Genomic DNA, 23,770 nt, shown 5'->3' on the forward strand with positions numbered 1-23,770 from the left:
ACACTTGGAAATACCCTCAGTTAAGTCACTTTTAAGCAGGTTCGGAACTGTATTCCGTTCCACACATTGCACCTAAGCGCCTCATCTAGTCAGGTTACGCGCTTTTGATTGTTGATGCTGGCCAGCCGACGAGTGTTGACCTTCGGTACATTGGAGGAGCACATAACAATCAAGGCAGCGGCTAAAAAGCGCTATAAAATAGGTTCTTTGTTGGGTAGGCATGGGAGTTCGAATCTCTCATTACCCACCATCATTCCCCCAAAATTGCTGATCATTTCCCCGGCCGGGGCCAAACATCTTTGATGCGGGTCCTGAACGTCTATCGCGAATAAAACCCTTCTCGCAGTTCCTGTCTGAGACGCAGACGCTCGGGGTATTCTTTCAGAAATTGTTCGGGGGGCTTGCCTTCCCAGACTTGCGCGTAAACCCGCATCTTGTTGCCGCCATAGATCTTTTCGAGGTCTTCATCGGAATAACCCCTGGCCCAGAGATCATCGGTGATTGCCGCAAGGATTTTGGCCAGCTCACCGTTGCCGGTCGCCCCTTTGTTGAACGCGTCGATCATGTAGCCGCCATCATCATACATGCTTGCGTTTGCAGTCGCGAACTGCACAACCAATTCAGTCGAGAACATGTCGTCGGTTGCGATCCCAACGTGGTCGACCCCAACAAGTTGGACATAGTAGTCGATCATGTCGGCGGCTTGCTTGGGTGAGATATCTTCAGGCCAAACGCCGTCCATCATCCATTCAGTGAATGTCGGAGAAACATAGCCACCCGATTTGGCCGCTCGCAGGGCCTCGTCATCGGGAATGGCCCGATAACACCCGCGTGGCGTCGCACCGGGTTCGTTTGCGTAAAGCCCGGCAGGAACCGAATGCGTGTAAACATAAGGCACGCCGGGATAGTTTTCGTCCATGTAGTCCATGGCGTCGTTGGCCGTTTTGGAGCCCGTGTGGCTCAGGTCCAGAAGGATGCCGAAACGCACCATTTCATCGATCACCGACTTGCCCCAAGGGGTCAGACCGATATCGCGCCCGTTATAGGCCGCCAACTGCCCCGACCCGGTGCGGAAGATATCGTTGTAGGCTAGGATCATACTCTTGATCCCCACATCCTTGAGCAACGCCATCTTCCTCAGGTCGCCATCCAGAATCGTCGCCGTCTGGCTGTTCCAGATGACCGCCGTCTTGCCTTGAATATGGGCGGCTTCGATATCGCGGGTTTCATTCACGATCAGGTAATTCTCTGGCTGTTGCGCCATCGCCGACCGGAAGCGGTAGTGCTGATCAAGAAAAGTCTCAAAGGACATATCCGCTGCGGCCAGCGTCATCTCATGACCTGTTATTCCGTTGTCCCGAGCGCGCGCGAAGTAAGTGTGCAGCTGTTCGTCTTCAGTCCAGCCGGTGCCGTAGGGGCTGGCCAACATGCCAAGAACGATTGTGTCCTTCACAAACTGCTTCGCCTCATCTGACGCATCCCATGTCTTGCTTTCCTCGCTCGCGTGCAGCGCGGCACCGAATACGATTGCAATGGCGCTTGCGGCCAACAAAGTTTTCATGACTGAGCCTCCCAAATTGGCTTCGGGTGAATTGCTGCTTTCGAGCCGCATCAAAAAACGATCCGGGTTCGCAGGCTGAACAACGTGATACTATCCTGATTTGGGTTCAGCAGCGGATTGGAAATGAACTGTAGTGACGGCGTGATTTGCAGACCGGGTGAGATCGAAAAGCGATAGAATGCTTCCAGCGTGAACTGATCGCCGTCGATGTTTCTTGCTTCGGCCCAGTTCAGACCCAAACCGGCCAGATCGGTGTTTCGACCGTAATAGCCCAGCCCCGCAGAAACCGAACGATCATACAGCGCTGCCGTGCCTTTCGACGCCCCTGCCCGAAAGAACGGCATCCATTTGTTGTCGACAAACCAAGCCGCGGAAAACACGGCACCATAATCTTCTGCACGACTGCCATCGTCGGCCGCATCTGCATGCCAGAGGGTCAAATGGACATTGTCGAAATAGATGCGATCAAAGCCCGAAGTGTAGCCAATCTCAAACGATTTGAAGAGATTGCCGTCGCTGAACACGTCAAGACTTGGATCAGACGGATCGGCGTTTGCGTCTGCAACGCTGGCAACCGCGTAGAAGTTTTCGTTCAGCTTTATCCCACCGGCAATGCCAATTCCCTGGTTGGGTGTGTTGATTGTCGGGTTGGTGTTGAACGACAGGTTTTGGAACCCGCTGTAGGGGCTGACCAATCCATAGATATCCACAAAGTCCGTCACATCAATCTGGCCGACTTGCAGCGTCCACGCGCCGTTCTCGGCCCTTTGGGTCCAGAACAGGTTGGTCAGCAACAAACCATTGTCGTTGAAGGCAGTCCCGGTGATCGACAATGCGCCTCCGTCCAGCCCAAGGAATTGCGGGGCAACATCGGTGTATCCGTGCCGATCTTCGATTTTGAATGTCAATGAACCCCGCTCGGTTGCCTGCCAACTGCCGTAGACGCGAGCGATTCCACTTGCGGCTTCACCAGTTCCCAAATCGGCGTTCGTGGATTGACCCAACGCCAGGTAATCCACGTTGAACCGAAATCCGCTCTCGGCCAGCCGGTCTTTCCACCGAAACCAACCCGGCGCGATGTTGCGCGGAAATCCGGAACGGTATTGCGGATCGGTCAGGCCATCGCCAGGTTTCAGCTCGGCCTCGACCGAAGAAGGCCCGGACAACCCCTGCGCAGACGCCGTACCCGCGCAGGCAATACTCAATGCGGCAACAAGGCGCCTTATCATTCCGACGCCTTTGCGCCGCCAGTTTTACGATTGCCAGCAGCTCGGACGCGATCGGCTGCACGCTGTCTCCATTCCAGACCGTCGGCCTTGGTTTCCAGCGTTTCAACGCTGTCCGTCTCCAATTTGAAGGTTGCATTCATCGGCACAAGCCCATCCACGACCATCATGTTCTGAACCGAGGGTTCAATCGTCAGCCTACCTGTGAGCCGAACGGGTTCATGGAAGTAACTGGGGGCCCAGTCGCCGTTCAACCGCACCCGGATCATCTGATTGGGCGGAGGCGGGGGCATGTGGCTGCACATCCCGCGTTCTGGCACCAAATATGCAACCGCTCGCCCGTCCGGATCTTTCGGCGCGGGAATGGCAAAGCCTGTCAGCGTAACACTCTGGCCATCGAGTTGCGGATTTCCGTTTGTTCCTGCCTTTCTTCGCCGCTCTTTCACATCCTCTCGCTGATCGAGCAGCCAGTCGACATCAACGCCCCCCTCGGCCAAGGCGTCTTCAGTCTCGGTCAGAAGCTCTTGCCATTTCTGTCTTTCCTCAACGCTGCCGACATCCTGCTGCAACCTGCCGCGCAAGCGCACGACGAATAGGACATCGTCAAACTGTTCAGGGCTCAGATCACGATAAGGGTCATCGAACACCTGCACCGACGGATCCGGAAGGTCAGACCAGTCAAGCGTCGCATGGGGCGTTGCCATTGCGGAATGACCGCTCAGGACCAAGCCAGCGAAAACTGCGGCGCGAAACCAAGGGAACATCAAATCTCTCCAACCGTTTTTTTGGTTAGTCCAGTGTGTTCTTGTATATCACACCGTCCTTCATAATCAGTCGGATCGTTTCCGGGCTTTCCGGCCTCGGGTCGGCGCCAAACCATTGATCCCCGGTTCCAACGACGGAAAAGTCTTCAAGAGGGTTTCCGTCGATCAGCAGGATATCCGCATAAGCCCCTTCCTCGATCACACCCAGTTTTCCGTCCGTATACGGGTTCATGAAATCGCCGGACAGCGCCACGATCTCGCCACCGATCGACGTCAAAGTGACCATCGACTGATAGGGCCCAAAAAATTCATTGTTCAGGTGCTTCTCGTAGGCAATCTGGATATTGCACGCCTCGACCGAACCAACACAATCGGTCTGGAACCCCCGCTTTACCGGGCATTCCTTCATATTGTCGATATAGCCCGCAAAAGTGGCGGATGCGGATTTTGCCTTGGCCAGGCTCGACGGCACGTTTGCCACAGCCGGAATGTCCAGCAATCCGGGGTCGAAGGCCGTCAGGTTGGTGGTGATGTAGGCCCCTTTTTCGTTCATGACCTGGGCAATGTCACAGTCGAACGAGAAACCATGTTCAATCGACATCACACCCGCGTCCAGCGCACTAAGGATTGCCTCCTTACGATAGGAATGCGCCATGACATAGCTGCCATATTCATTGGCGACCTGTACCGCGGCTCGAATTTCCTCGGGCGATCCAGCAAGCAATTGCCATGGATCGAAGGCTGAAACGACACCGCCGGATTGCATGAATTTCAACTGCGTTGCGCCCATGCGGAAATTGTTACGCGCGAATTTATAAACGTCATCGACGCCGCTAACCTCTTGCGCCAAGTTTAGGCGGCTCATGTTGGTCTCTGAACCCGGCGGCGCGGTGAAATTCGCAAAGTCAGCGTGACCACCTCGCGTTCCTATAAATGCGCCAGACGGGTAATAACGGGGGCCATCGATTTGCCCCGAGTCAATTGCCCTGCGCAACCCACCATTGGCCCCCCCGGCGTCTCTGACCGTGGTAAAACCTTGCATGAGATACATCTCAGCCATTCGTGCACCGTGAATGGCGAAGTCCTCCCATGTTGTGTTGGCTTCCATCGCTGGCAGCGTAGGCCCCATCAACATCAAATGGGCATGGTTCTCGACAAAGCCCGGGCTCAACGTCCGCCCCCCGCCGTCAATCACAACGGCGTTGGGCGCGTCCACCGCTTCGGTTGAAACAGTCTTGATCAGGTTGCCCTCGACCAGAACATTTGCATTCTCGATACGTTGCTCATTCACGCCATCAAAGACGTGCACATTGGTAAACAGCGTTTGAGGATCTTCTTGATCCTGAGCCTGCGCAGCCGCCGAAAAACCAAAAACTGCCGCGACCACTACCGCCGGGCAAATGGACATTCGCATGTTGGTCATAGGTCTTCCCTTCACATTCACGTTTTACCAAACGTAGCCCGAAAACTCTTGGGCGGGTTGCCACTTTTGGACTAACATGTGCGAATGTGACCGCAAAAAAGGCCACTGAACGAAACCATCGGTTTTAACAAGGGTGACGGGCGTGCCACTCAGCTCCACTTCTGAAGCGCATAGCGAAGGCTTTATCCGCCTCGCGCTGGCCGCCCCGTTTCTGCAATATCTCACCGACCGCGGGATCAATCCGCAACCGGCCTTGGATCAGGTCGGCTTGAAGGCCGACCTGCTGTCCGACCCATCTGTCTATGTCCACTCAGAACTGGTCTATGGTCTGTTGAATGCCTTCTCAGAGTTGTCAGGGGATCGATACCTTGGCCTGAATGTAGGAGAGACATTTGACCTGCAAAGATGGCCGCCATTCGCCCGGTCGCTGCAATCCTCGAACACTCTGTTCGAGTTTTTTGCCCGGTTCGTAAGGCTTGTTCCACAAGAGTCCAACGCCGTCCGGCACAGTCTTGTCGTGGAAGCAGACAAAGCGATCTATCGGATCGCACGGCAACAAGAACCAACCGTTCCGCCCGTTCAGGTTACCGGGTTTGGAGCTGCCATCTATGTGCGCCTGTTGCAAAGCGTGGTCGGAAACGCGTGGGATCCGTCCCGGGTGCGATGGGAAAGCAGATACATCCTTGGCTTGCCACGCGGTTACAAAGGTATCGAAGTCGGCCTTGGACCCAACCCCGGAATGCAGATCAGTTTTCCCGTGGAATGGTTGTTTCTACACCATGCGGCAGAGGAGTCCGAAACGCCGACAGACACGATTCGACACAATGAAGACGTCACCGTAGTGGCCGCTTTGCGGTCTGTCCTGCGCGGAAAACTGGATGAGTCAGAGCTGGGGCCGGAGGTTGTGGCCGGATTGCTGGGTATCCAGCCCGAGCGGTTCCTGAAAGCACTTCAGAAACATCAGACAACACTTCCCCGAGAGGTAAGGCGTCTGCGGGTCGATGTCGCCAAGGAGCACCTCAGAGAAAGCAAAATGACAGTTGCCGAGATCGGCCTCATGCTTGGCTATTCCGACAAGTCCCACTTCACTCGGTTTTTTCGAAGCCAGACCGGTGTGACGCCAACAAAATTCCGTCTTGGATAGCAACTGCGCTGCGAATGGGCGGGTTGGCGTTCCACTGCCTCTCTCATGTATGTCCACCAAGGGATGGCCATGATTTGCGCCACGTTCATGGATCAATACCAAAGGTTGAAAAAGCAATTGCCCGATGGCCCTTTTGGCAACGCATGCGCCGTCACGCATGCCTGTTGCGGCTCGATCGGACGTGATCTTGAAAGCGGCAGGAAAGGATATGCCCTTGAACCGTTCCGCAGTTTGTGCAACTTCAAATCGCTGACAACACCAGGCATCTCTGGGAACCTGTGCGCTTGGCGGCAGTGCAAGACGGCGCTTGGGTACATCTGCGGATTGGAAAAGGCGCTTCGGTTACGCTGAAGATGTCAGGAGTTCGAGTGTTTCTTCACCCACCTTTTTACCTTCTGAATTTCGACGCTCAAACACGGTTGAATCGACGTGGCGGCGTTGCAACCGGTTGCAAGTTCAGGTCGATGATGCATAATGCTGGGGCAATGCCAAACTTACCTGCTTTCCTGCCTCGCTGTTATCGGAGTCCCGCAGCGTGAGTGTGACCCTGAAAGACGTGGCCGCCTTGGCTGGCGTTTCACGGTCCGCCGTGTCGCGCACCTTTACCGAAGGTGCCTCGGTTTCCGCAAAAACGCGCAGCAAGGTTGAAAAGGCGGCCCGTGAGCTGGGCTACAGCCCCAATGCTCTGGCTTCGTCTCTGACGACCGGGCGCACCAAGCTGATCGGGTTGATTTCGAACAACTTTCACAACCCGATCTTTCTGGAAGTCTTCGACCAGTTTACACGCGCCTTGCAGGAACGCGGCCTGCGACCACTGATCGTGAACCTGACGGACGAGACCGAGCCAGCCAATTCCGTACGCATGCTGCGGCAATACTCGGTGGATGCGGTGATCGTCGCCTCGTCGACCTTGCCGCCCAGCTTTGCCAAGGCGTTCCACGATGCTGGCGTACCGGTGGTGCACACGTTCGGCCGGTCTGCCACCTCGCCCGAGGTGCATGTGGTCGGGATCGACAATGTGGAATGCGGGCGCATGGCCGCGCGCGAGCTGGTCGCCCGGGGTTATGCCAGCGTGGGCTATCTGGGCGGGCCGCAGGATGCGACCTCGTCCCTGGACCGGCAGCGGGGCTTTATCGAAGAAATGGCCAACCATCCGCAGATTCCGGTCAACCACTCCTTCGCCGGGGCTTATTCCTTCGAGGCCGGCCGGGCCGAGATGCTGCGCCTGCTGGCCGGTGAGCCGGCGCAGGCCTATTTCTGCGGCGACGACATCCTGTCGATTGGGGCGCTGTCGGCGCTGGCCGATCACGGGCTGAAACCGGGCACCGATATCGGGATCATCGGCCTGAACGACATGGAGATGTCGCGCTGGGAATATATCAACCTGACGACCATCCATCAGCCGATCAAGCAGATCATCACCTCGTCGGTCGATCTGGTCGAAGAGATGCTGAAGACGCCCGATCGCTACCCCGAGGCACGGATTTTCCCCTGTCGGGTGGTCGAGCGGGGCACGTTGCGGCCCTGCCCCTGATCAGCGGAACATCGGCGGGCGGGCGTCCTGCCAGGCACCATCTGCTTTGCCCGACGCAACAGCCGCGTGCACCGCTGCGATCGATCGCACGCCATCCGCTGCGTTGGGCAGGCCATCCCGGCTTTCACCGCGGATCGCATCCGCCAGATCGCAATAGATATTGGCAACGGCCAGCGGGAATCCCTCGGGGTGCGCGATGGCGACCCGAGACAGGCGTCGCACTTCATCATGCAGACCCCCCTCGCCTTTTTCGATGATCTGGGTGCGCCCTCCTACCGGGGTGTAGATCAACTGGTTGGGTTGCTCTGACGCCCAGCGCAACCCGCCGGTTTCGCCAAAGACCTGTATGTCAAAGCCATGCTGGCGCCCGATCGCCACGGAAGATGTCCAAAGACGCCCGACTGTGCCGCCTTCCATACGGAAGTTGATCATTGCATCGTCTTCCAGTTCCCGGCTTGCGATCGTTGAGGCCATATCAGCCGAAAGCGTCTTCACCTCGTCATCACAGATAAAGCTGGCCATATGCAGGGCGTGGATACCGCAATCGGCGAACTGCCCGGAAACCCCTGCCATCGCAGGGTCATAGCGCCAGCGCACGCGCGGATTGTCCGCATCGGTGGCATCCCCATGATGGCCGTGGCTGAAATTGGTCACCACAAGACGCACCCGTCCGATCTCGCCCGAGCGCACCATAGCGCGGGCCTGCCGCACCATCGGATAGGCGGAATAGCAGTAGTTCACCGCGCAGATCTTTCCCGATGCTTCGGCGACGCTGACTATTTCCTCACCCTCTTCCACAGTCATTGTCATCGGTTTTTCACACAAGACATTGAAGCCCGCTTCAAGATAGGCCTTGGCGATCTCGAAATGTGTCGAATTCGGCGTGGCGATTGTCACCAGATCGATCCGGTCTTCTCGGTCCTTCTCACCCGCCAGCATCTCTTGCCAGTCGCCATAGGCACGATCGGCGGCAACGCCCAATCGCTGCGCGTATTCCCGGCCCGCTTCGGGCCGGTGATCCAGCGCACCAGCAGCAAATTCAAACAGCCCGTCAGCCTGTGCCCCCAAGCGGTGCGCGGGGCCAATCTGGCTGCCTTCACCACCACCGATCATGCCCCATCTCAACTTAGCCATGGTCATCGTCTCTCATTAGAACTTTTTTGTTTGAGCGATCAGAAATCGCGGATGTCTTTCCACTGCCGCTGCTCTGACGATGCCAAGGCGGCGGCAAGCACCCGGTTGACCTCATGCCCGTCGCGAAAGGTCGGCCAAGCGGCTTTTTCGGTGTGGATGGCCTGAAGAAAATCTTTGGCCTCGATAATGATCTGGTCCTGATAGCCTGTTCCGTGGCCCGGACCCTGGCAGAAGGGCTCGTAATCCGGATGCGCCGGGCCGGTCAGAATTTTTGTGAACCCACGGGACGCTTCGGGCCCTTCCCGCTTATACAGCCACAGCGCGTTCTGGTCCTCCTGATCGAACCGGATGGCGCCCTTTGTTCCCGATATTTCATAAGCATAGCCCATTTTTCGCCCCGTCGCGACGCGGCTGAAATACAGGTTGCCCATAACACCGTTTTCAAAACGGCACATCATCTGGGCATGGTCGTCATTTGTCACCTCACCGCCCGGTCGGGTTCTGTGAACCGTTTCAACATCCGCCATAACCTGCGCGATCGGACCAACCAGCGCCAATGCACCGTTGACCATATGCGGTGCCAGATCTCCGATGGTGCCATTGGCCATACCCGTCGTACGCCAGGAGGCAGGAGCGTGCGGGTCGGCATAGAAATCCTCGGTGTGCTCCCCCCGGAACCAGGTGATATCCCCGATATCACCATTGGCAATAAGCTGGCGGGCGTATTGGGTCGCAGGTGTACGAACATAGTTGAACCCCACCATGTTGACCGCGCCAGACGCTTCGGCAGCAGCAACCATGGCCAGACTGTCGTCAAGGGATGCGCCCAGTGGTTTTTCACACAAGACCGGTTTACCCAATTCAAACGCCGCTTCGGCAATCTGACGATGTGTCGATTGAGGCGAGGCGATGACGATTGCCTGAACCCTGGGATCCTCAACCAATATCCGCCAATCATCGGTTGCTTTGTCAAATCCATAGGCCGTCCTGTAACGTTCGGCGCTTTCGGGGCTGGACGCACAAATGACCTCGAGCCGGGGTCGCAATGCCGTGTTGAACACCGCGCCGACCGCTGACATGGCCACGGAATGGGCCTTGCCCATATAGCCGCCGCCGACGATTCCAATTCCGATTTCAGGCATCTGCAACGGCTCCGAACATATCATTTGCAACCGGTTGCAAAATCAGTATCGTGTGAATCGATTCAACGCAAGGTCCAAACTTTGCCGACCCATTCTGCCGGAGGACAAAACTTGAGCGCTTTGATGGATGGTATCAAAGGAAACCGCTTCGCCGTTCTGGGTCGCGCAGGCATGGACCTGTACGCCGACCCAATCGGCGTCAAAAGCGAGGATGCCAGCACGTTTCATGCCGACCTGGGTGGTTCTTCCGCCAATATTTGTGCCGGGCTGGTCAAGTTGGGCAGCGAGGCGTCGCTGATTACGTCCGTCTCGGACGATGCGATTGGGCGGTTCTGTCTGAACCGGTTGCGGCATTACGGTGTGGACACATCCTATATCCGCGTTCTGGGCGGCGAATACCGCATGTCTCTGGCCGTGTACGAAAGCCGGATCGAGGACTTTCAGAATGTGATCTATCGCAACGGGGCCGTTGATTTCCAGGTCACCAAAGAGGATATGGACAGGGTCGATTATTCATCTTTCTCGGCAATCATCTCGGCAGGAACGGTCTTTGCGTCCGAACCGTCGCGCAGCGCCACATTCCGGGCCTTCGAGAACGCCCAAAGCGCAGGGCTGCCGATCATTTTCGACATCGATTACCGCCCATACAGCTGGCCCTCGGCCGAGGTGGCTGCCGAAGTTCTGTCCCGGGCTGGCGAAGCCAGCAACCTGATCGTCGGCAACGACGAAGAGTTCGGATTCATGGCCGGCGGCATCGAAAAGGGTTTTGCCAAGGCGCAGGAACTTGCCCAAAAACCGGGTCGGATCGTCATCTACAAGATGGGCGAAAAAGGTGCTGTCACCTTTGTGGACGGGCAAGAGCTGCGAACCGGTATTTACCCGGTTACGGCCGTCAAACCCAACGGGGCTGGCGACAGTTTCATGGCCGGGCTGCTGGCCTCGATCGCGGCCGGGCACGATCTGAAAGACGCGGTCATGCGCGGTTCGGCCTGCGCGTCGATCGTGGTGTCGCATCCCGGTTGCGCACCCGCCATGCCAACGACACCAGAACTGGACGCGTTTCTCGCTTCGCATCCCGGCCCGACCACATAGGAGAGTACCATGCATATCGCACCCTATGACAATCAGAACAAACCCATCGTAGACGCCGATGATCCAACGGTTCCGCTGAACTATTTCAACATCGTCAAACTGAAAAAGGGCGAGGCCTTCGAGTACCAGATCCCGGGTTACGAAACCTGCATCGTGCCCGCCACCGGCAGCGTCGACGTGGATGTCGAAGGCGTGCGCTTTGCCCATCTAGGCAACCGGGGCGAAGATGTCTGGGATGGCGAGCCCGAGGGCGCCTATGTCCCGTCGGGGGCACCGGCGCAGATGGTCTGCGTGTCAGAGACGGCCGAGGTGTTCGTGGCCGGCGCAAAGTATGACAAAGTGCTGGATCCCTTCGACGTGCGCGAGCATGACCTGGTGCAATATGGCAGCGACGACACCAAGACCCATCGCAAGATCAAGCACATCCTGGGCCAGAAGCAGCATGACAAGGTCGGCCGCCTGCTGGTCAGCGAGTTGTTCACCGTGGGTCAGGGCGGCTGGTCGGGCTTTCCCAGCCACAAGCACGACACCAACCGCCTGCCGGACGAGACCCGACATGACGAAACCTACAATTTCCGCTTCAAACCCAATTGGGGCTCGGGCCTGCAGATGCTGCAGCGCGAGGACAACGAACCGGGCGATGCCTATCACATCGTCGATGGCTCCACGATCTGCATCGACAAGGGCTATCACCCCTGCTGCGTGCTGCCGGGATACGAGATGTATTACTTCACCATCCTCGGCGGGCTGACCCAGCGGTCGCTGGTGCAGTATTTCCAACCCACCCATGCCTATCAGATCGAAACGATCCCGGGCATCAAAGACATGATCGCCAAATTCAAATGACCCTCGCTACGCTCAAAGACGTCCTGCAACCGGCCTATGAACAGGGCTATGCCGTCGGCGGCCTGGTGACGCTGGGCTGGGAGGACATGCGCGCCTATGTCGCCGCCGCCGAGGCCGAGAACGCCCCGGTGATCCTACAAGCCGGACCCAGCTGCCGCGAGCACACCCCGCTGCCGATCCTGGGCAAGATGTTCCGGTATCTGGCCGAAAACGCCTCGGTGCCCTTGGTGGCGCATCTGGATCACGGCTATACTTTCGAGGATTGCAAGATCGCGTTGGACAGCGGGTTCACCTCGCTGATGTTCGACGGGTCGCGCAAGCCCTTGCAGCAGAACATCGATGAAACCGCCGCGATTGCCGAAATGGCCCACGCCGCCGGGATCTCGTGCGAGGGCGAGATCGGCTTCGTCGGCTATTCCGGCGGTGAAGGCTCAAACGGCACGGATCCCGAGGAAGCCGCGAAGTTTGCCCGCGACAGCGGCGTCGACGCTATGGCAATCTCGGTCGGAAACGTCCACCTTCAGCAGAACAAGGAAGGCGGTCTGGACGAGGACCGCATACACCAAATCGACTCCATGACCGAGGTTCCACTGGTCATCCATGGCGGTTCGGGTGTGCCGGTCGAACAGCGCGCGCGGCTGGCGCGCGAGACCTCCATCTGCAAATTCAACATCGGGACCGAACTGCGCATGGCCTTCGGCACCGCCCTGCGCGAGGCCGTGAACCGCGACCCCGACCGGTTCGACCGGGTGACGATCCTGAAGGAAACCCACGATCCGGTCATGGCTGCCGCCCGCAACGTGATCCGCGCCTTTGGTGCGCCACCGCAGCGGTGACGCTCAGAGCGTGAATGCCGACCGGAAGGCGTGTAACGCGTCTTCCGGGTCGCCTGCGGCGAAGGCTTCCATCCCGACCGGGCCATGATAGCCCAATTCGTTCAACGCACGCGCCACGGCGGCATAGTTGATCTCGCCGGTTCCGGGCTCGCACCGACCGGGATTGTCGGCCACCTGCATCTCTCCGATCCAGGGCAGGCATTTTTCACACCAGCGGATCAGGTCCCCCTCGCCGATCTGGGTATGGTAGAGGTCGAGATTGATCCGCAACTGCGGACGATCAACCGACGAAACCAAGGAAAGCACGTCCGCCGTTGACCCGAACGGACAGCCGGGATGGTCCAGCAGGTTCAGGTTTTCAAGCGTGAACACCACATTGTTGGCCTCGGCCAGATCACAGATCCGGTTCAGGGTGTCCCTGGCCTTGAGCCACATCGGCCCTGTGACCTCGTCATGCTGCCAGATCGGTATGCCACCGTCACCCAACCCGGTGCCGTGCAGGTTCAGACGCGCAACGCCCAGACGCTTGCCGACCTGAATTGTTTCGGCGGCCGAAGCCAGCAGCATCTCGGCCCCGTCATCATCAGCCAGCCGCCCCTGAAGATAGCCGTTCATGATGGTGAAACTGGCGCCGGTTGCGACCAGTCTGGCAATATCGAGCTCCGGCCAGTTCCACAGCCCGACGCCGAACCCCATCTCGGCCAGCCGGGCGGCACGCCAATCCATCGGCCTGTCCAGCCACAGCATCTCGGCGCAAGCTGCCAGTTCGAACGGTTGAGTCATCGAACCACCTTTCGGAATGTGTGGGCTCAGATCGACCCGCCTTCGACCATGAAGTTCCCGGCACTGCACATGGCTGCATCGTCCGAGGCCAGAAACAGCACCATCCGCGCCACGTAGACCGGGGCGATCGGGTCGGGCAGGCACTGACGATCCACTTGCTTGGCCAGCGCCTCGGGTGTGACCCACAGATCTTTCTGGCGCTGGGTCATGATCCAGCCGGGCACGACTGTGTTGACGCGGATGCGGTGATCGCCCAGTTCGCGCGCCATGGTGCGGGTCAGGCCGTGCACCGCCGATTTCGCAGTGGCATAGGCAGGGAAACCCGCTCCGGCCTCCCACCACGAATTCGACCCGATATTGATGATCGAACCTGCACCTTTGGCGATCATTCCGGGTGCCACCGACTGAATGGCAAAGAACATGTGGCGGATATTGGTCGCCATGCGCTCATCCCAATAGTCGGGCGTGACCTCGCGCCAGTCGTGCCGGTCATCCCGGGCCGCGTTGTTTACCAGCACATCCGCGTCGCCCAGCTCTTCCACCAGTTGCCCTATTGCGGCGTTCATCTCGTCAATGTTGCGCAGATCGCATTGGGCGAATGCATGCTCTCCGTCCAGCTCGGAAAGCAAAGCAAGCCCGGCATCGGCGTTGAGGTCCAAAAACCCAACCTTTGCCCCCTGTTCGGCAAAGGCCCGAACGGTTTCCGCGCCAATTCCGCCGGCGCCTCCGGTGATGAAAACCGTCTTACCTGCAAGGCTTGGGTAATTGGCGAAAGTATGGCTCATCCGTCACGCTCCATGATCCATTCGACCTCGGGGGCCGGCACGAACCGCCATTTCCGCAGCGGTCCGGCCATGACGTTCAGATAGTACATCTCGAACCCATAGGGCGCACCGCAAGGGTGATGGCCACGCGGGACAGTGACAACGTCGCCATCGGATACCGCCATCGTCTCATCCAACTGGCCGTCATCGGTGTAAACCCGCTGGATCCCAAATCCGTTCGACGGGTTCAGGCGGTGGTAGTAGGTCTCTTCCAGATAGGTGATGCGGGGATAGTCATCCTCGTCGTGGCGGTGGCTGGGATAGGACGACCAGTGGCCGTTCGGGGTGAACACCTCGGTCACCAGCAGGCTGTCGGCGTAATCCTCGGCCTCCATCGCGATGTTGTTGATATAGCGTGTGTTTACGCCCTTTCCACGTTCAGTCAGCGTGATCCCGTCCGGGCCGATCCGCCGCGCCGGGTGCCCGCCCTTGCCCGGGGCAGAGCAGACGGCGATAACGCAGTCGGTTTCGGCCACGGCCTCCCATTCGGTTCCGTTGGGCAGATAAAGGCAATGAGGCGGGGTCTTTTCAAAGACGTTCATCCGCTCGCCCAACACGCCCCAGTCCTGACCTGCCCCGGTGATCCGCGCCTTGCCTTCAACCATCACAAGGATGACTTCGCGATCCGCGGTCACTTCGTTTGCGCGATCCCCGGCCTTTAGATGATAAAGCCCAAAGCCCACATAATTCCATCCAGCGCTTGACGGAGTGATGTCATGTACCTTGCCGTGGGTTCCGATCGGTTTCTTCAGCAGGTCTGCCATTCTTGTTCTCCTTCTTGGGCGGCCCCCGAGTGCCCGCCTGTGTTGAATTCAGGCAGCTTGCCTTTGGTTCCGGGCCGATAGGGACTGGGCCAGCCGCGCCTCGGTCCATCCTTCCGCAACCGCGCGACGCAGAATATCTGCCTGGCTTTCCGGCGCATTGCCCCCGACCGGGGGGTCCGTGTCCAGATTGGTCGGGAAGGGATAGCCCTCAGCCGTCGCCGCAATTGCGGCCTCCACCTGCGCTGCGTCCAGCGCCCCGCGCTGTTTCAAGGCGACCAGAGACGGGAACACCGCCACGGACATCGCCTGCCGATCCACCGACTCCATCGCGCGCCCGAAGGCGGATGAGACTTGCAGCAGGTTTGCCATGCGATTGATGTCGGCGCTGCTGTTCGCGCCCGCCGCATGGAACAGCGCCGGATTGAAGAACACCGCGTCCCCCTTTTCCAATGGCAACTGGATACAGCTGTCTTCGAAATTCGCCCGGTGTGCTTCATCGCGGAACGCCAGATAGCCCGGCGGGTAGAGCTGCGAGAACGGCAACAACTTGGTCGGCCCGCTTTCCACCGGCATGTCACAATGCGCAACCGCCCCTTGCAGGGTCAGCGAGGCCGTCACCAGATGAGCCTGTGCGGGATACCTGGCCGCGCTTTCGGCGCTTTGAAACCCAAGGTGATAATCCCGATGCGCCTGTTGCGCCTTGCCACCGGGGCGCACCTGATTGATCTGAGCAGTCACCTGATAGTTCGGGCCAAGCCACGCTTCACATGCCGCCGCTATCGCCGTGTTCCCGAAATAGAGCGCAAAGCCCTCGGGGTCGCGCAGGCATTGCTTTTGCAGCGCGTTCCACACCCGGTCATTCGCGCCCGAGGCGGCAAAGTGATCGCCTTCACCGGCGCCACCCTGGCGTTCTTCTTCGATGACTTCACGAAACACATCCGTCGCCCGATCAATGATCGACGTGTCGGGATACGCCCCTTTCAGGGCGATCACACCGGCGGATTTGCCCAGCACCCGGCCCCATTCTGCCAGCAAGGCCCTGCGCGTATCAGGCCGTTCCAAACCGGGGCTCAGTGCCTGCATATCATAGACGGGCACGTTCTTTTCGACCGAGGCGGCAAAAGGCACCGTCTCGGCGGAAAGAGTCTGAGAGGTCAACACCTTGAATTCATCCAGATCACAGGATTCCCGGTCGAAATAGCCGACGAAACCGAGTTCTTGATTCACCATGATTTTTCTCCTCTTTCATGGCTTCGGTGTTGCCCCGAAGGGCGGGTTGTTACGCTTTGATCTCCAATCCTGCCTGACCGCAGACCTGGACGATGTGGTCATAGCCCATTTTCGAGTACTCATAGGGCGGCGCCTTGGCCGGGTCCTGCTCTGCCTCGACCACGATCCAGCCGTTGTAATCCATTGCTTTCAGTGCATCGGCCACGGCCTGAAAGTCGATGCAACCGTCACCCGGCACGGTGAACGCGCCCGCGATCACCGCATCCAGAAAACTGCGATTGTTCTCACGCGTGTCCTGTACGATTTCAGGGCGGATATCCTTGAAATGCACGTGATGCACCCGATCGCCCCAACGGTTCAGCGTGGCCATCACATCGCCGCCACCAAACAGCAGATGGCCCGTATCGAAACACAGGCTCAATTCGGGGCCTGACCCCTCCATCAGCCAGTTCACCTCATCTTCGCTTTCGATGATCGTGCCCATGTGATGGTGATAGGCCATGGGCATGCCCTGATCTGCCATCCACTTGGCAAGTTCGGTCAGCCTGCCCGCATAGGCCAGAACCTCATCCCGCGACAGTTTGGGGCGATCATTGACAGGCGTTCCGATCTGTCCCTGGACGGTATTGGAACATTCGGCATAGACGATGCACGGGCTGTTCAGCGCAACGAATTGTTCGACCTGTTCACGCACCACGGCGATCTCGGCGTGCAGGTCGTTGACCAGCGTGCTGCCCGAGCACCACCCCCCGCACAGCGCGATGTCATTTGCGTCCAGATAGGCCCGCAACCCTTCGGTGTCGGCGGGCATCCTCTGGCCTCGTTCGACACCTGTATAGCCGATCTCGCGCGCTTCTTTCAGCGCCTGCTCCATCGTGTAAGCTGCGGTCAGGTCCGGCAGGTCGTCATTCTGCCAGGCAATCGGAGAGATGCCGATCTTCACGCTCATTTCGTGTTTCTTTCCTTGATGGCGGCTTCATAGGCCGCGCGCTTTTCATTCACTTCGGGGCGGGTGCTGACCTCGGGCACCGCCACTTCCCACCAGGTTCCGCCATATTCGGTCGATGGGTAGGGATCGGTGTCGATCACCACGACATAGGGGCCTTTGACCTCATCGCGTTTGGCCAGCGCGTCTTCAAGTTCGGCAATCGAACTGACCTTGACCGAAGTCGCCCCCATCGCTGCCGCATGGGCGGCAAAATCGATGGCTGATTTTGTCTCATGCACAGTGTGGTCGAGAAGGTTGTTGAACTCGGCCCCGCCTGTCCCCATTTGCAGACGGTTGATGCAACCAAACCCGCGGTTGTCCGTGACGACAACGGTGAACGAAATCCCCATCATCGCCGCCGTCGCCATTTCCGAGTTGGCCATCATATAAGTGCCATCACCGGTAAAGCAGATCACGTCGCGGTCGGGCTGGGCCATCTTGATGCCCATGGCACCAGCGATCTCGTACCCCATGCAGCTGAAACCATATTCCATGTGATAGGCACCGGGGCGTGGTGCCTTCCAAAGCTTGTGCAGCTCACCCGGCATCGTGCCGGCAGCGCACATCGCAACAGTGTTTTCCTTGGCGGCCCGCTGCACGGCGCCGATCACCTGCATATCCGTGGGCAGCGCATTGCTGTCCGTCGGGGCATCCGTCAGCGCATCAACTTTGCCAAACCAATCAGATTTCAATGCCGCAGGCAGATCCGGCGCGCGATGGCCGCCCAGCGCTTCTCTGAGCTCATCCAGACCAACCCGAGCGTCGGCCTGCAACGGCATCGCTCCGTGCTTTTCGGCGTCATAGGCGGCAGTGTTCAAGCTAATCAACTCGCGCTCGGGGTTCGCGAACAAACCCCATGACCCGGTGGTGAAGTCCTGAAACCGGGTGCCGACGCCCAGCACAAGATCCGCCTTTGCGCAGATGTCGTTGGCAGGTTCGCCCCCGGTCACACCAACAGGGCCAAGGTTGAGCGGATGATCCCAGGCCAATGCGGACTTGCCGGCCTGTGTCTCGGCCACGGGGACATTGTGTGCCTCGGCAAAACGCTGCAATGTGGCGGTTGCGTCCGAATAATGCACACCTCCGCCAGCAACGATAACGGGGCGCTTGGCGGCCTTGATCGCGGCGACGGCGCGCGCCAGTTCCCCCTCATCCGGGCGAATGCGGCGCTGATACCAAACGCGTGGCTCAAAGAAGCTTTCGGGATAGTCATATGCTTCGGCCTGCACATCCTGACAAAAGGCCAGCGTCGCCGGGCCGCAATCCGCCGGGTCCGTCATCGTGCGGAAGGCGCGCGGCAGAGCCGTCAGCAGATGTTCCGGGCGGGTGATGCGGTCGAAATACCGGCTGACCGATCTGAAACAATCATTCGCACTGATGGTTCCATCCGAGAACACTTCGGGTTGCTGCAAAACCGGATCGGGGCCACGCGTCGCAAATACATCGCCGGGCAGCAACAGAACAGGCAGACGGTTCACGTGGGCCAGAGCAGCGGCCGTAACCATGTTGGTGGCCCCCGGTCCGATTGATGACGTCACCGCCATGGCGCGCCGCCGGCCCAACTGCTTGGCATAAGCAATCGCGCTGTGTGCCATGGTCTGTTCGTTGTGACCGCGATAGGTGGGAAGACGGTCTTTCACCCCATGCAGCGCCTCGCCCAGACCTGCCACGTTGCCATGGCCGAAGATCGCCCACACACCTGCGATGAACGGCTCTCCGGCCTCGTTCATCTGCGCCCCGAGATAGCGCACCAGAGCCTGCGCCGCGGTCAATCGGACTGTTTTGCTCATCATGATCCCTTTCAACTCGGAGCCGCCATCGGCGGTCCGCGGGTTTTCTCATTTTCGAAGGTGTCAGGCCTTTTGTCAGAGCCTGAAATCAGAGTGGCGTCAGGTGCCACCGCCCGATGGATGCCCCCGTGAGGGCATCCGAGCGTTTTGCTTTAGACAGTACCGCCCAGCGATCCCTCAAGCTCGGCCATTTCCTGACCGCCGGCCATCAGGTCCTGCAACTCTTCGGGTGTGATTTCACCGCGTTTGGCAGTGCCCAGAGTTTTGCCGCGGTTCAGTACGGTAAAACGATCACCCACCGCCAGCGCATGGCGCACGTTGTGGCTGATGAAAACCACGCCGACACCCTGGCTGCGCACCCGGTCGATCGTGGCAAGAACATTCGACGTCTGACGCACACCAAGCGCCGAGGTCGGTTCGTCGAGGATCAGGATCTTGGCACCGAAATACACCGCCCGCGCGATGGCCACCGTCTGACGTTCGCCGCCGGACAATGTCCCAACCGCCTGATCCGGCGCGCGCAGATTGATGCCCATCTTGCGCATCTCTTCCATGCAGACTTCGTTTGCATGATCCACATCGAACCGCTTGAACAACCCTTTGCCCTTGGTGGGTTCGCGCCCCATGAAGAAATTGCGCGTTACGCTCATCAGCGGGATCATCGCAAGATCCTGAAACACGGTCGCGATGCCCGCTTCCATCGCGTCACGCGGCGTGTCGAAATGCAGCGGCTGACCTTCGAACAAAATCTCGCCCTTGGTGGGTTTGTGCACCCCGGACATGGTCTTGATGAAGGTGGACTTGCCCGCGCCGTTGTCGCCCAGCAGGCAATGGCATTCCCCGGGCTTGACGTCAAAGCTGACGCCAGCAAGCGCGATGATATTGCCAAAGTGCTTTTCGATGTCTTTCATCTGAACGATGGGCGCCTGATCGTCGACGGCATCGCCATGGTGGAACTTGGTGTCTTCGGTCATATCAGCGCTCCCCGGTTACGCGCTTGCGGATCGCGTTGTTGAACAGAACGGCAATCAACAGCATGGCCCCCAGGAAGACCTGGAACCAATCCTGATCAAAGTCGGTATAGGTCAGTCCGATGACGACCATTCCAAAGATGATCGAGCCGAAGAAAGCCCCGATGGCCGAGCCGTACCCGCCGGTCAGCAGGCAGCCGCCGATCACCGCAGCGATGATCGCCTCGAATTCTTTCTGGAACCCCCGCCGCGCATCGGTCGAGCCCGCGTCCATGACGGTAATGATCGCCACAAGGGCGGCGCAGCAGGCCGTCAGCATGAACAGTGAAACCTTGACGCGATTCACCGGAACACCTGAATTGGATGCAGCCGTGCTGTCCCCACCCGAGGCGAAAATCCAGTTCCCCACCGGGGTGCGCAGCAGCACGTAGGTTGCCGCCAGTGTAATGACGATGAACCACAGGATTTCGACCGGAATTCCCGGGACCTTGGGCGCGCCGCTTTTGAATGTATCGATCATGCCGTTGGCGGCCAGCCATGCGAACAGGCTGCCGAATGCTTCGCCCGAAAAGAACGGGGCCAGCCAGTCGTTTTCGACCGCGTCGCGCACACCGCGCAACTGGGTCGAACCGCCTGTCGCCATTTTCAGACCCACCAGTGACAGGCCACGAAGGATGAACAGAAACGCCAGCGTTACAATGAACGAAGGCAGGCCCGAGCGGATCACGATGTTGCCGTTAATCGCACCGACACAGGCCGCAAATACGAATGTCATCGGGATGGCAAAGATCAGCGGCAATTGCCAGGTCACGACGCAGACGCCGAAAAACAGCCCCGAGAACGCGACCATCGATCCAATCGACAGGTCGAACTCTCCACCGATCATCAGCAGTGCCGCACCGATCGCCAGGATACCCAACTGTGCCGCGGGGGTCATGAAGTTCATGACACCGGCCAGAGTGAACATCGATTCATCTGCGGTAATCGCAAAGAACACGAATACCAGAACCGCGCCTGCAATGGCGCCCAGCTCGGGTCTTTTCATCAGTTTGGTCAGGAATGGTTCTTTCTTGACCCTTTCGTCCGACAGGACGGGCGCTGATTCACTCATGGTTTCCTCCCAATTCGGTGAGACCGGCGCGTTGGCGCCGATCCTGTTGTTTGTCGAGCCGCGCCGAAATCAGCGGATACCTTGCGCGGACAGTTCGATGACCTGTGCGGCCTTGTCCTGCGTGATCAGGTTTGGACCCGAAGGCACGTCGCCGCCCGGCATCAGGCCGTATTTGGCGTGCAGACCCATGAAGTTCACCGACAGGTAGCCCTGAAGGTACTGCTGCTGGTCGATGGCAAAGGCCGCGTCACCATCCACGATTGACTGGAGGAAGTTGGCCGACAGGTCGAAAGAGGCAACATTCAAATCCCGCCCCGAGGCTTTGGCCGCAGCGACCGAAGGCTCGCCGGCCGAGCTTGCGCCCAGCGCCATAACGGTATCGACGCTTTCGTCAGCGGCCAGCGCGGCGGCAACTTTGGACTCGATCTCGGACGGATCGTTCGAGGTCGGCAGAACGGTTACTTTACCGCCGAACCCTTCGGTGAAGCCTTCACAGCGCAGGTCAAGTGATACGTTGCCGACCTCGTGGTTGACACAGATCGCATTGGTTCCACCCATCGAGGCCAGCTTTTCACCAGCCGCCTTGCCCGCATCATATTCGTCCTGACCCACATGCAGCAAAGCACCCAGTTCCTTGGCCACTTCCGCACCCGAGTTGATCGAGATCACCGGGATACCGGCGGCAACCGCACGTTCGATCGAGGGGCCAAGCGCGTCGGCATCCGGGATCGAGACGATCAGCCCGTCGGGCTCCTGGTTCACGGCGGCGTCGATCAGCTGCGACATGGCAACCATGTCAAAGGTTTCAGGTGCACGATATTCCACGTTGACACCGACATCTTTTCCGGCCTGCTCAACGCCGTTCTTCACGACGTTCCAGAATGCGTCATTGGCCTGGCCATGCGACACGACCACGATTTCCTGCGCAAAAGCAGGTGTGGCCAAGGCCAGTGCCCCCGCAGCAAGCGCGCCTTTAACGAATTTCTTCATTTCAGTTTCCTCCCAATGGTTCAGTCTGATCTTCTGTCGGGGTACCAGCCCCGATCATCCGGCTGTGCCGAATCTCAGTGGCTGCGGCGCTGGGCCGAGCTGATGTTAGTTTGAAGAATTTCGATCATTTTGCAACCGGTTTCAAAATTTCTTCCACCCGTACCGGTTTTCCTGCCCGCGCCGACAGGGTTGCGGCCTCGGCCATCGCCAGCGCTGCAACACCGTCCTTCAGCGTGACCGGAACTTCGGACCCACTTTCAACAGCGTCGACAAATGCGGCCCATTCCACGCGGTATGCAGGCATGTAGCGTTCCAGGAAGAAATAGGTCGGCTTGGCACCCACGACGCCGTCCGCGGTTGACTTGACGACAGTGTTTTCCAGCATGTTCTGAGCCTGTAGCAACCCCTCGGACCCCAGCAGTTCGACCCGCTGGTCATAGCCATAGGCCGCGCGCCGCGAATTCTTGATGACCGCGATGCGGCCATCCGCGTAAGTCATTGTAACTGCCGCTGTATCCACATCACCCGCGGCGCCGATTTCAGCATCCACAAGCGAAGACCCAACCGCCGAGATTGTTTCGGGAACGTCCCCCATCAGGAAGTTCGCCATGTCAAAATCATGGATCATCATGTCCCGAAACAAGCCGCCAGACACCTTTACGTAGCTGACCGGTGGTGGCGCCGGGTCAAACGAGGTGATCGACAAGAGCTCTGCCTTGCCGATCTCACCCGCATCCAACCCCGCCTTCAAGGTCGCAAAATTGGGATCAAATCGCCGATTGAACCCTATCATGACCGGCTTGCCGCGTTCCGCGACGGTATTCAGACAATCCGAGGCGCGCTTCAGGTCCAAATCAACGGGCTTTTCACACAGAACGGCTTTTCCTGCGCCTGTCGCTGCTTCAATCAGGTCAGAATGCGTATCTGTTGGAGTTGCAATCAGAACCGCGCCAATTTCCGGATCCGCAATGATCTCGTCGGAACTGCGCGCCGCTGCCCCATGATCGCTGGCAAGGCTGGCCGCAGCCTCGGGCAAGGCATCGGAAACAGCAATGAGTTTGCTGCCCGGATGCGATGCAATCGCCTGCGCATGAACACGCCCTATGCGCCCGGCACCCAACAATCCGACGTTCAACATACAGATCTCCCGAATCTTGTTGTTGCGCGCAACAATGATTCTATTTGCAACCGGTTGCAATATTTTTTTCACAACCTTGGCGCTTTTACGGCCCAGGCACCAAATCACGCTGAAGAAATCGCGATATGGTCCCGGATCCCGATCCGCCAGCTGCAACTCACACGCTGAAATCCGCGCATTCGCCGTCCTACGGGAATCCCCCAATTTCGGAACATGGTGAATCAGGTTAATGTTTGGTTAAGGAACACACACTACCACTCTGTGACCCCTTAGAAGGGCTGGCATGACCCCCTCGTCCAGCCCTTCATACCTTACCCAACAACCGCGAAGAAACAGCCCGCATTGCGGCCTGACGTGTTCATCGAAATCGAATTTCGAGAATGGCGATCCCTGAAGGACTCGAACCCTCAACCTGCTGATTAGAAGTCAGCTGCTCTATCCAGTTGAGCTAAGGGACCGCTGCACCCTTCTTGCGGTTT

21 protein-coding genes and 1 tRNA gene are annotated in these 23,770 nt (G+C 58.7%); 5 read left to right on the forward strand and 17 right to left on the reverse strand.

Translation table 11 applies throughout. The features are described from left to right. Positions 1-319: 319 nt before the first annotated feature. The 4 genes from ACR0E2_RS08885 to ACR0E2_RS08900 are packed head-to-tail and all read right to left on the reverse strand — an operon-like array spanning position 320 to position 4,974. Positions 320-1,561: a membrane dipeptidase gene (locus ACR0E2_RS08885; RefSeq protein WP_480446122.1), complete on the reverse strand. Its 1,242-nt coding sequence runs from the start codon at positions 1,559-1,561 to the stop codon at positions 320-322. Positions 1,562-1,611: 50 nt separating this feature from the next. After that, entirely contained in the window at positions 1,612-2,790 is a 1,179-nt protein-coding gene (locus ACR0E2_RS08890; RefSeq protein ID WP_480446123.1) for a carbohydrate porin, read from the reverse strand. Beyond that, positions 2,787-3,551, reverse strand: coding sequence for a DUF3299 domain-containing protein (locus ACR0E2_RS08895; RefSeq protein ID WP_480446124.1), 765 nt, complete (start codon positions 3,549-3,551; stop codon positions 2,787-2,789). The genes ACR0E2_RS08890 and ACR0E2_RS08895 overlap by 4 nt, the downstream gene beginning before the upstream one ends. A gap of 25 nt (positions 3,552-3,576) precedes the next feature. Continuing rightward, the gene (locus tag ACR0E2_RS08900) at positions 3,577-4,974 is read right to left on the reverse strand and encodes an amidohydrolase family protein (RefSeq protein ID WP_171615406.1); all 1,398 of its coding nucleotides are present in this window, start codon (positions 4,972-4,974) and stop codon (positions 3,577-3,579) included. Positions 4,975-5,116: 142 nt separating this feature from the next. Here ACR0E2_RS08900 and ACR0E2_RS08905 point away from each other — a divergent pair, with 142 nt between their 5' ends. Beyond that, positions 5,117-6,118: a helix-turn-helix transcriptional regulator gene (locus ACR0E2_RS08905; RefSeq protein ID WP_480446125.1), complete on the forward strand. Its 1,002-nt coding sequence runs from the start codon at positions 5,117-5,119 to the stop codon at positions 6,116-6,118. Between the two features lie 535 nt (positions 6,119-6,653). Continuing rightward, entirely contained in the window at positions 6,654-7,652 is a 999-nt protein-coding gene (locus ACR0E2_RS08910) for a LacI family DNA-binding transcriptional regulator (protein ID WP_480446126.1), read from the forward strand. On the opposite strand, the gene ACR0E2_RS08915 is transcribed toward ACR0E2_RS08910, so the two are convergent. Continuing rightward, positions 7,653-8,786, reverse strand: coding sequence for a Gfo/Idh/MocA family protein (locus ACR0E2_RS08915; RefSeq protein ID WP_480446127.1), 1,134 nt, complete (start codon positions 8,784-8,786; stop codon positions 7,653-7,655). It lies immediately after the preceding gene. Positions 8,787-8,824: 38 nt separating this feature from the next. Further along, positions 8,825-9,928: a Gfo/Idh/MocA family protein gene (locus ACR0E2_RS08920; RefSeq protein ID WP_480446128.1), complete on the reverse strand. Its 1,104-nt coding sequence runs from the start codon at positions 9,926-9,928 to the stop codon at positions 8,825-8,827. A gap of 123 nt (positions 9,929-10,051) precedes the next feature. On the opposite strand from ACR0E2_RS08920, the gene iolC reads away from it, so the two are divergent. From iolC to ACR0E2_RS08935, 3 genes are read left to right on the forward strand one after another with little or no spacing between them, the layout of a single operon-like run. Next, positions 10,052-11,020 (forward strand): 5-dehydro-2-deoxygluconokinase, encoded by a 969-nt coding sequence (iolC, locus tag ACR0E2_RS08925; RefSeq protein WP_171229083.1) that lies wholly within the window; start codon positions 10,052-10,054, stop codon positions 11,018-11,020. A 9-nt stretch (positions 11,021-11,029) separates the two neighbouring features. Further along, positions 11,030-11,866 (forward strand): 5-deoxy-glucuronate isomerase, encoded by an 837-nt coding sequence (locus ACR0E2_RS08930; RefSeq protein WP_171229084.1) that lies wholly within the window; start codon positions 11,030-11,032, stop codon positions 11,864-11,866. Further along, complete coding sequence (locus ACR0E2_RS08935; RefSeq protein ID WP_480446129.1) at positions 11,863-12,702, forward strand: class II fructose-bisphosphate aldolase; 840 nt, start codon at positions 11,863-11,865, stop codon at positions 12,700-12,702. The genes ACR0E2_RS08930 and ACR0E2_RS08935 overlap by 4 nt, the downstream gene beginning before the upstream one ends. 3 nt (positions 12,703-12,705) lie before the next feature. Here ACR0E2_RS08935 and ACR0E2_RS08940 read toward each other — a convergent pair whose 3' ends face one another. The 11 genes from ACR0E2_RS08940 to ACR0E2_RS08990 form a co-directional block, all read right to left on the reverse strand. After that, positions 12,706-13,485 carry a TIM barrel protein gene (locus ACR0E2_RS08940; protein WP_480446130.1) on the reverse strand — a complete coding sequence of 260 codons (780 nt, stop codon included), beginning with the start codon at positions 13,483-13,485 and terminating at the stop codon, positions 12,706-12,708. Positions 13,486-13,511: 26 nt separating this feature from the next. Continuing rightward, positions 13,512-14,270 (reverse strand): SDR family NAD(P)-dependent oxidoreductase, encoded by a 759-nt coding sequence (locus ACR0E2_RS08945; protein WP_480446131.1) that lies wholly within the window; start codon positions 14,268-14,270, stop codon positions 13,512-13,514. Next, positions 14,267-15,073 (reverse strand): 5-deoxy-glucuronate isomerase, encoded by an 807-nt coding sequence (gene iolB, locus ACR0E2_RS08950; protein ID WP_480446132.1) that lies wholly within the window; start codon positions 15,071-15,073, stop codon positions 14,267-14,269. Before iolB ends, ACR0E2_RS08945 begins: the two co-directional genes overlap by 4 nt. A 48-nt stretch (positions 15,074-15,121) precedes the next feature. Further along, positions 15,122-16,303 carry a phytanoyl-CoA dioxygenase family protein gene (locus ACR0E2_RS08955; protein ID WP_480446133.1) on the reverse strand — a complete coding sequence of 394 codons (1,182 nt, stop codon included), beginning with the start codon at positions 16,301-16,303 and terminating at the stop codon, positions 15,122-15,124. A gap of 49 nt (positions 16,304-16,352) precedes the next feature. Further along, on the reverse strand, positions 16,353-17,252 hold the full coding sequence (iolE, locus tag ACR0E2_RS08960) for a myo-inosose-2 dehydratase (protein ID WP_480446134.1): 900 nt from the start codon (positions 17,250-17,252) through the stop codon (positions 16,353-16,355). After that, positions 17,249-19,081, reverse strand: a complete 1,833-nt coding sequence (gene iolD, locus ACR0E2_RS08965) for a 3D-(3,5/4)-trihydroxycyclohexane-1,2-dione acylhydrolase (decyclizing) (RefSeq protein WP_480446135.1) — start codon at positions 19,079-19,081, stop codon at positions 17,249-17,251. The genes iolE and iolD overlap by 4 nt, the downstream gene beginning before the upstream one ends. Before the next feature lie 152 nt (positions 19,082-19,233). After that, positions 19,234-20,055, reverse strand: coding sequence for an ATP-binding cassette domain-containing protein (locus ACR0E2_RS08970; protein WP_480446136.1), 822 nt, complete (start codon positions 20,053-20,055; stop codon positions 19,234-19,236). A gap of 1 nt (position 20,056) precedes the next feature. Continuing rightward, positions 20,057-21,163 (reverse strand): ABC transporter permease, encoded by a 1,107-nt coding sequence (locus ACR0E2_RS08975; RefSeq protein ID WP_152459132.1) that lies wholly within the window; start codon positions 21,161-21,163, stop codon positions 20,057-20,059. A 69-nt stretch (positions 21,164-21,232) separates the two neighbouring features. Beyond that, on the reverse strand, positions 21,233-22,153 hold the full coding sequence (locus ACR0E2_RS08980) for a sugar ABC transporter substrate-binding protein (RefSeq protein ID WP_171638033.1): 921 nt from the start codon (positions 22,151-22,153) through the stop codon (positions 21,233-21,235). Between the two features lie 124 nt (positions 22,154-22,277). Then, a complete protein-coding gene (gene iolG / locus ACR0E2_RS08985) occupies positions 22,278-23,291 on the reverse strand; it encodes an inositol 2-dehydrogenase (protein ID WP_480446137.1) in 1,014 nt (337 codons plus the stop codon). A gap of 381 nt (positions 23,292-23,672) precedes the next feature. Beyond that, positions 23,673-23,749: transfer RNA gene (locus tag ACR0E2_RS08990), tRNA-Arg, on the reverse strand. Between the last annotated feature and the right edge of the window lie 21 nt (positions 23,750-23,770).

It is taken from the genome of Ruegeria sp. A4 (assembly GCF_056543025.1).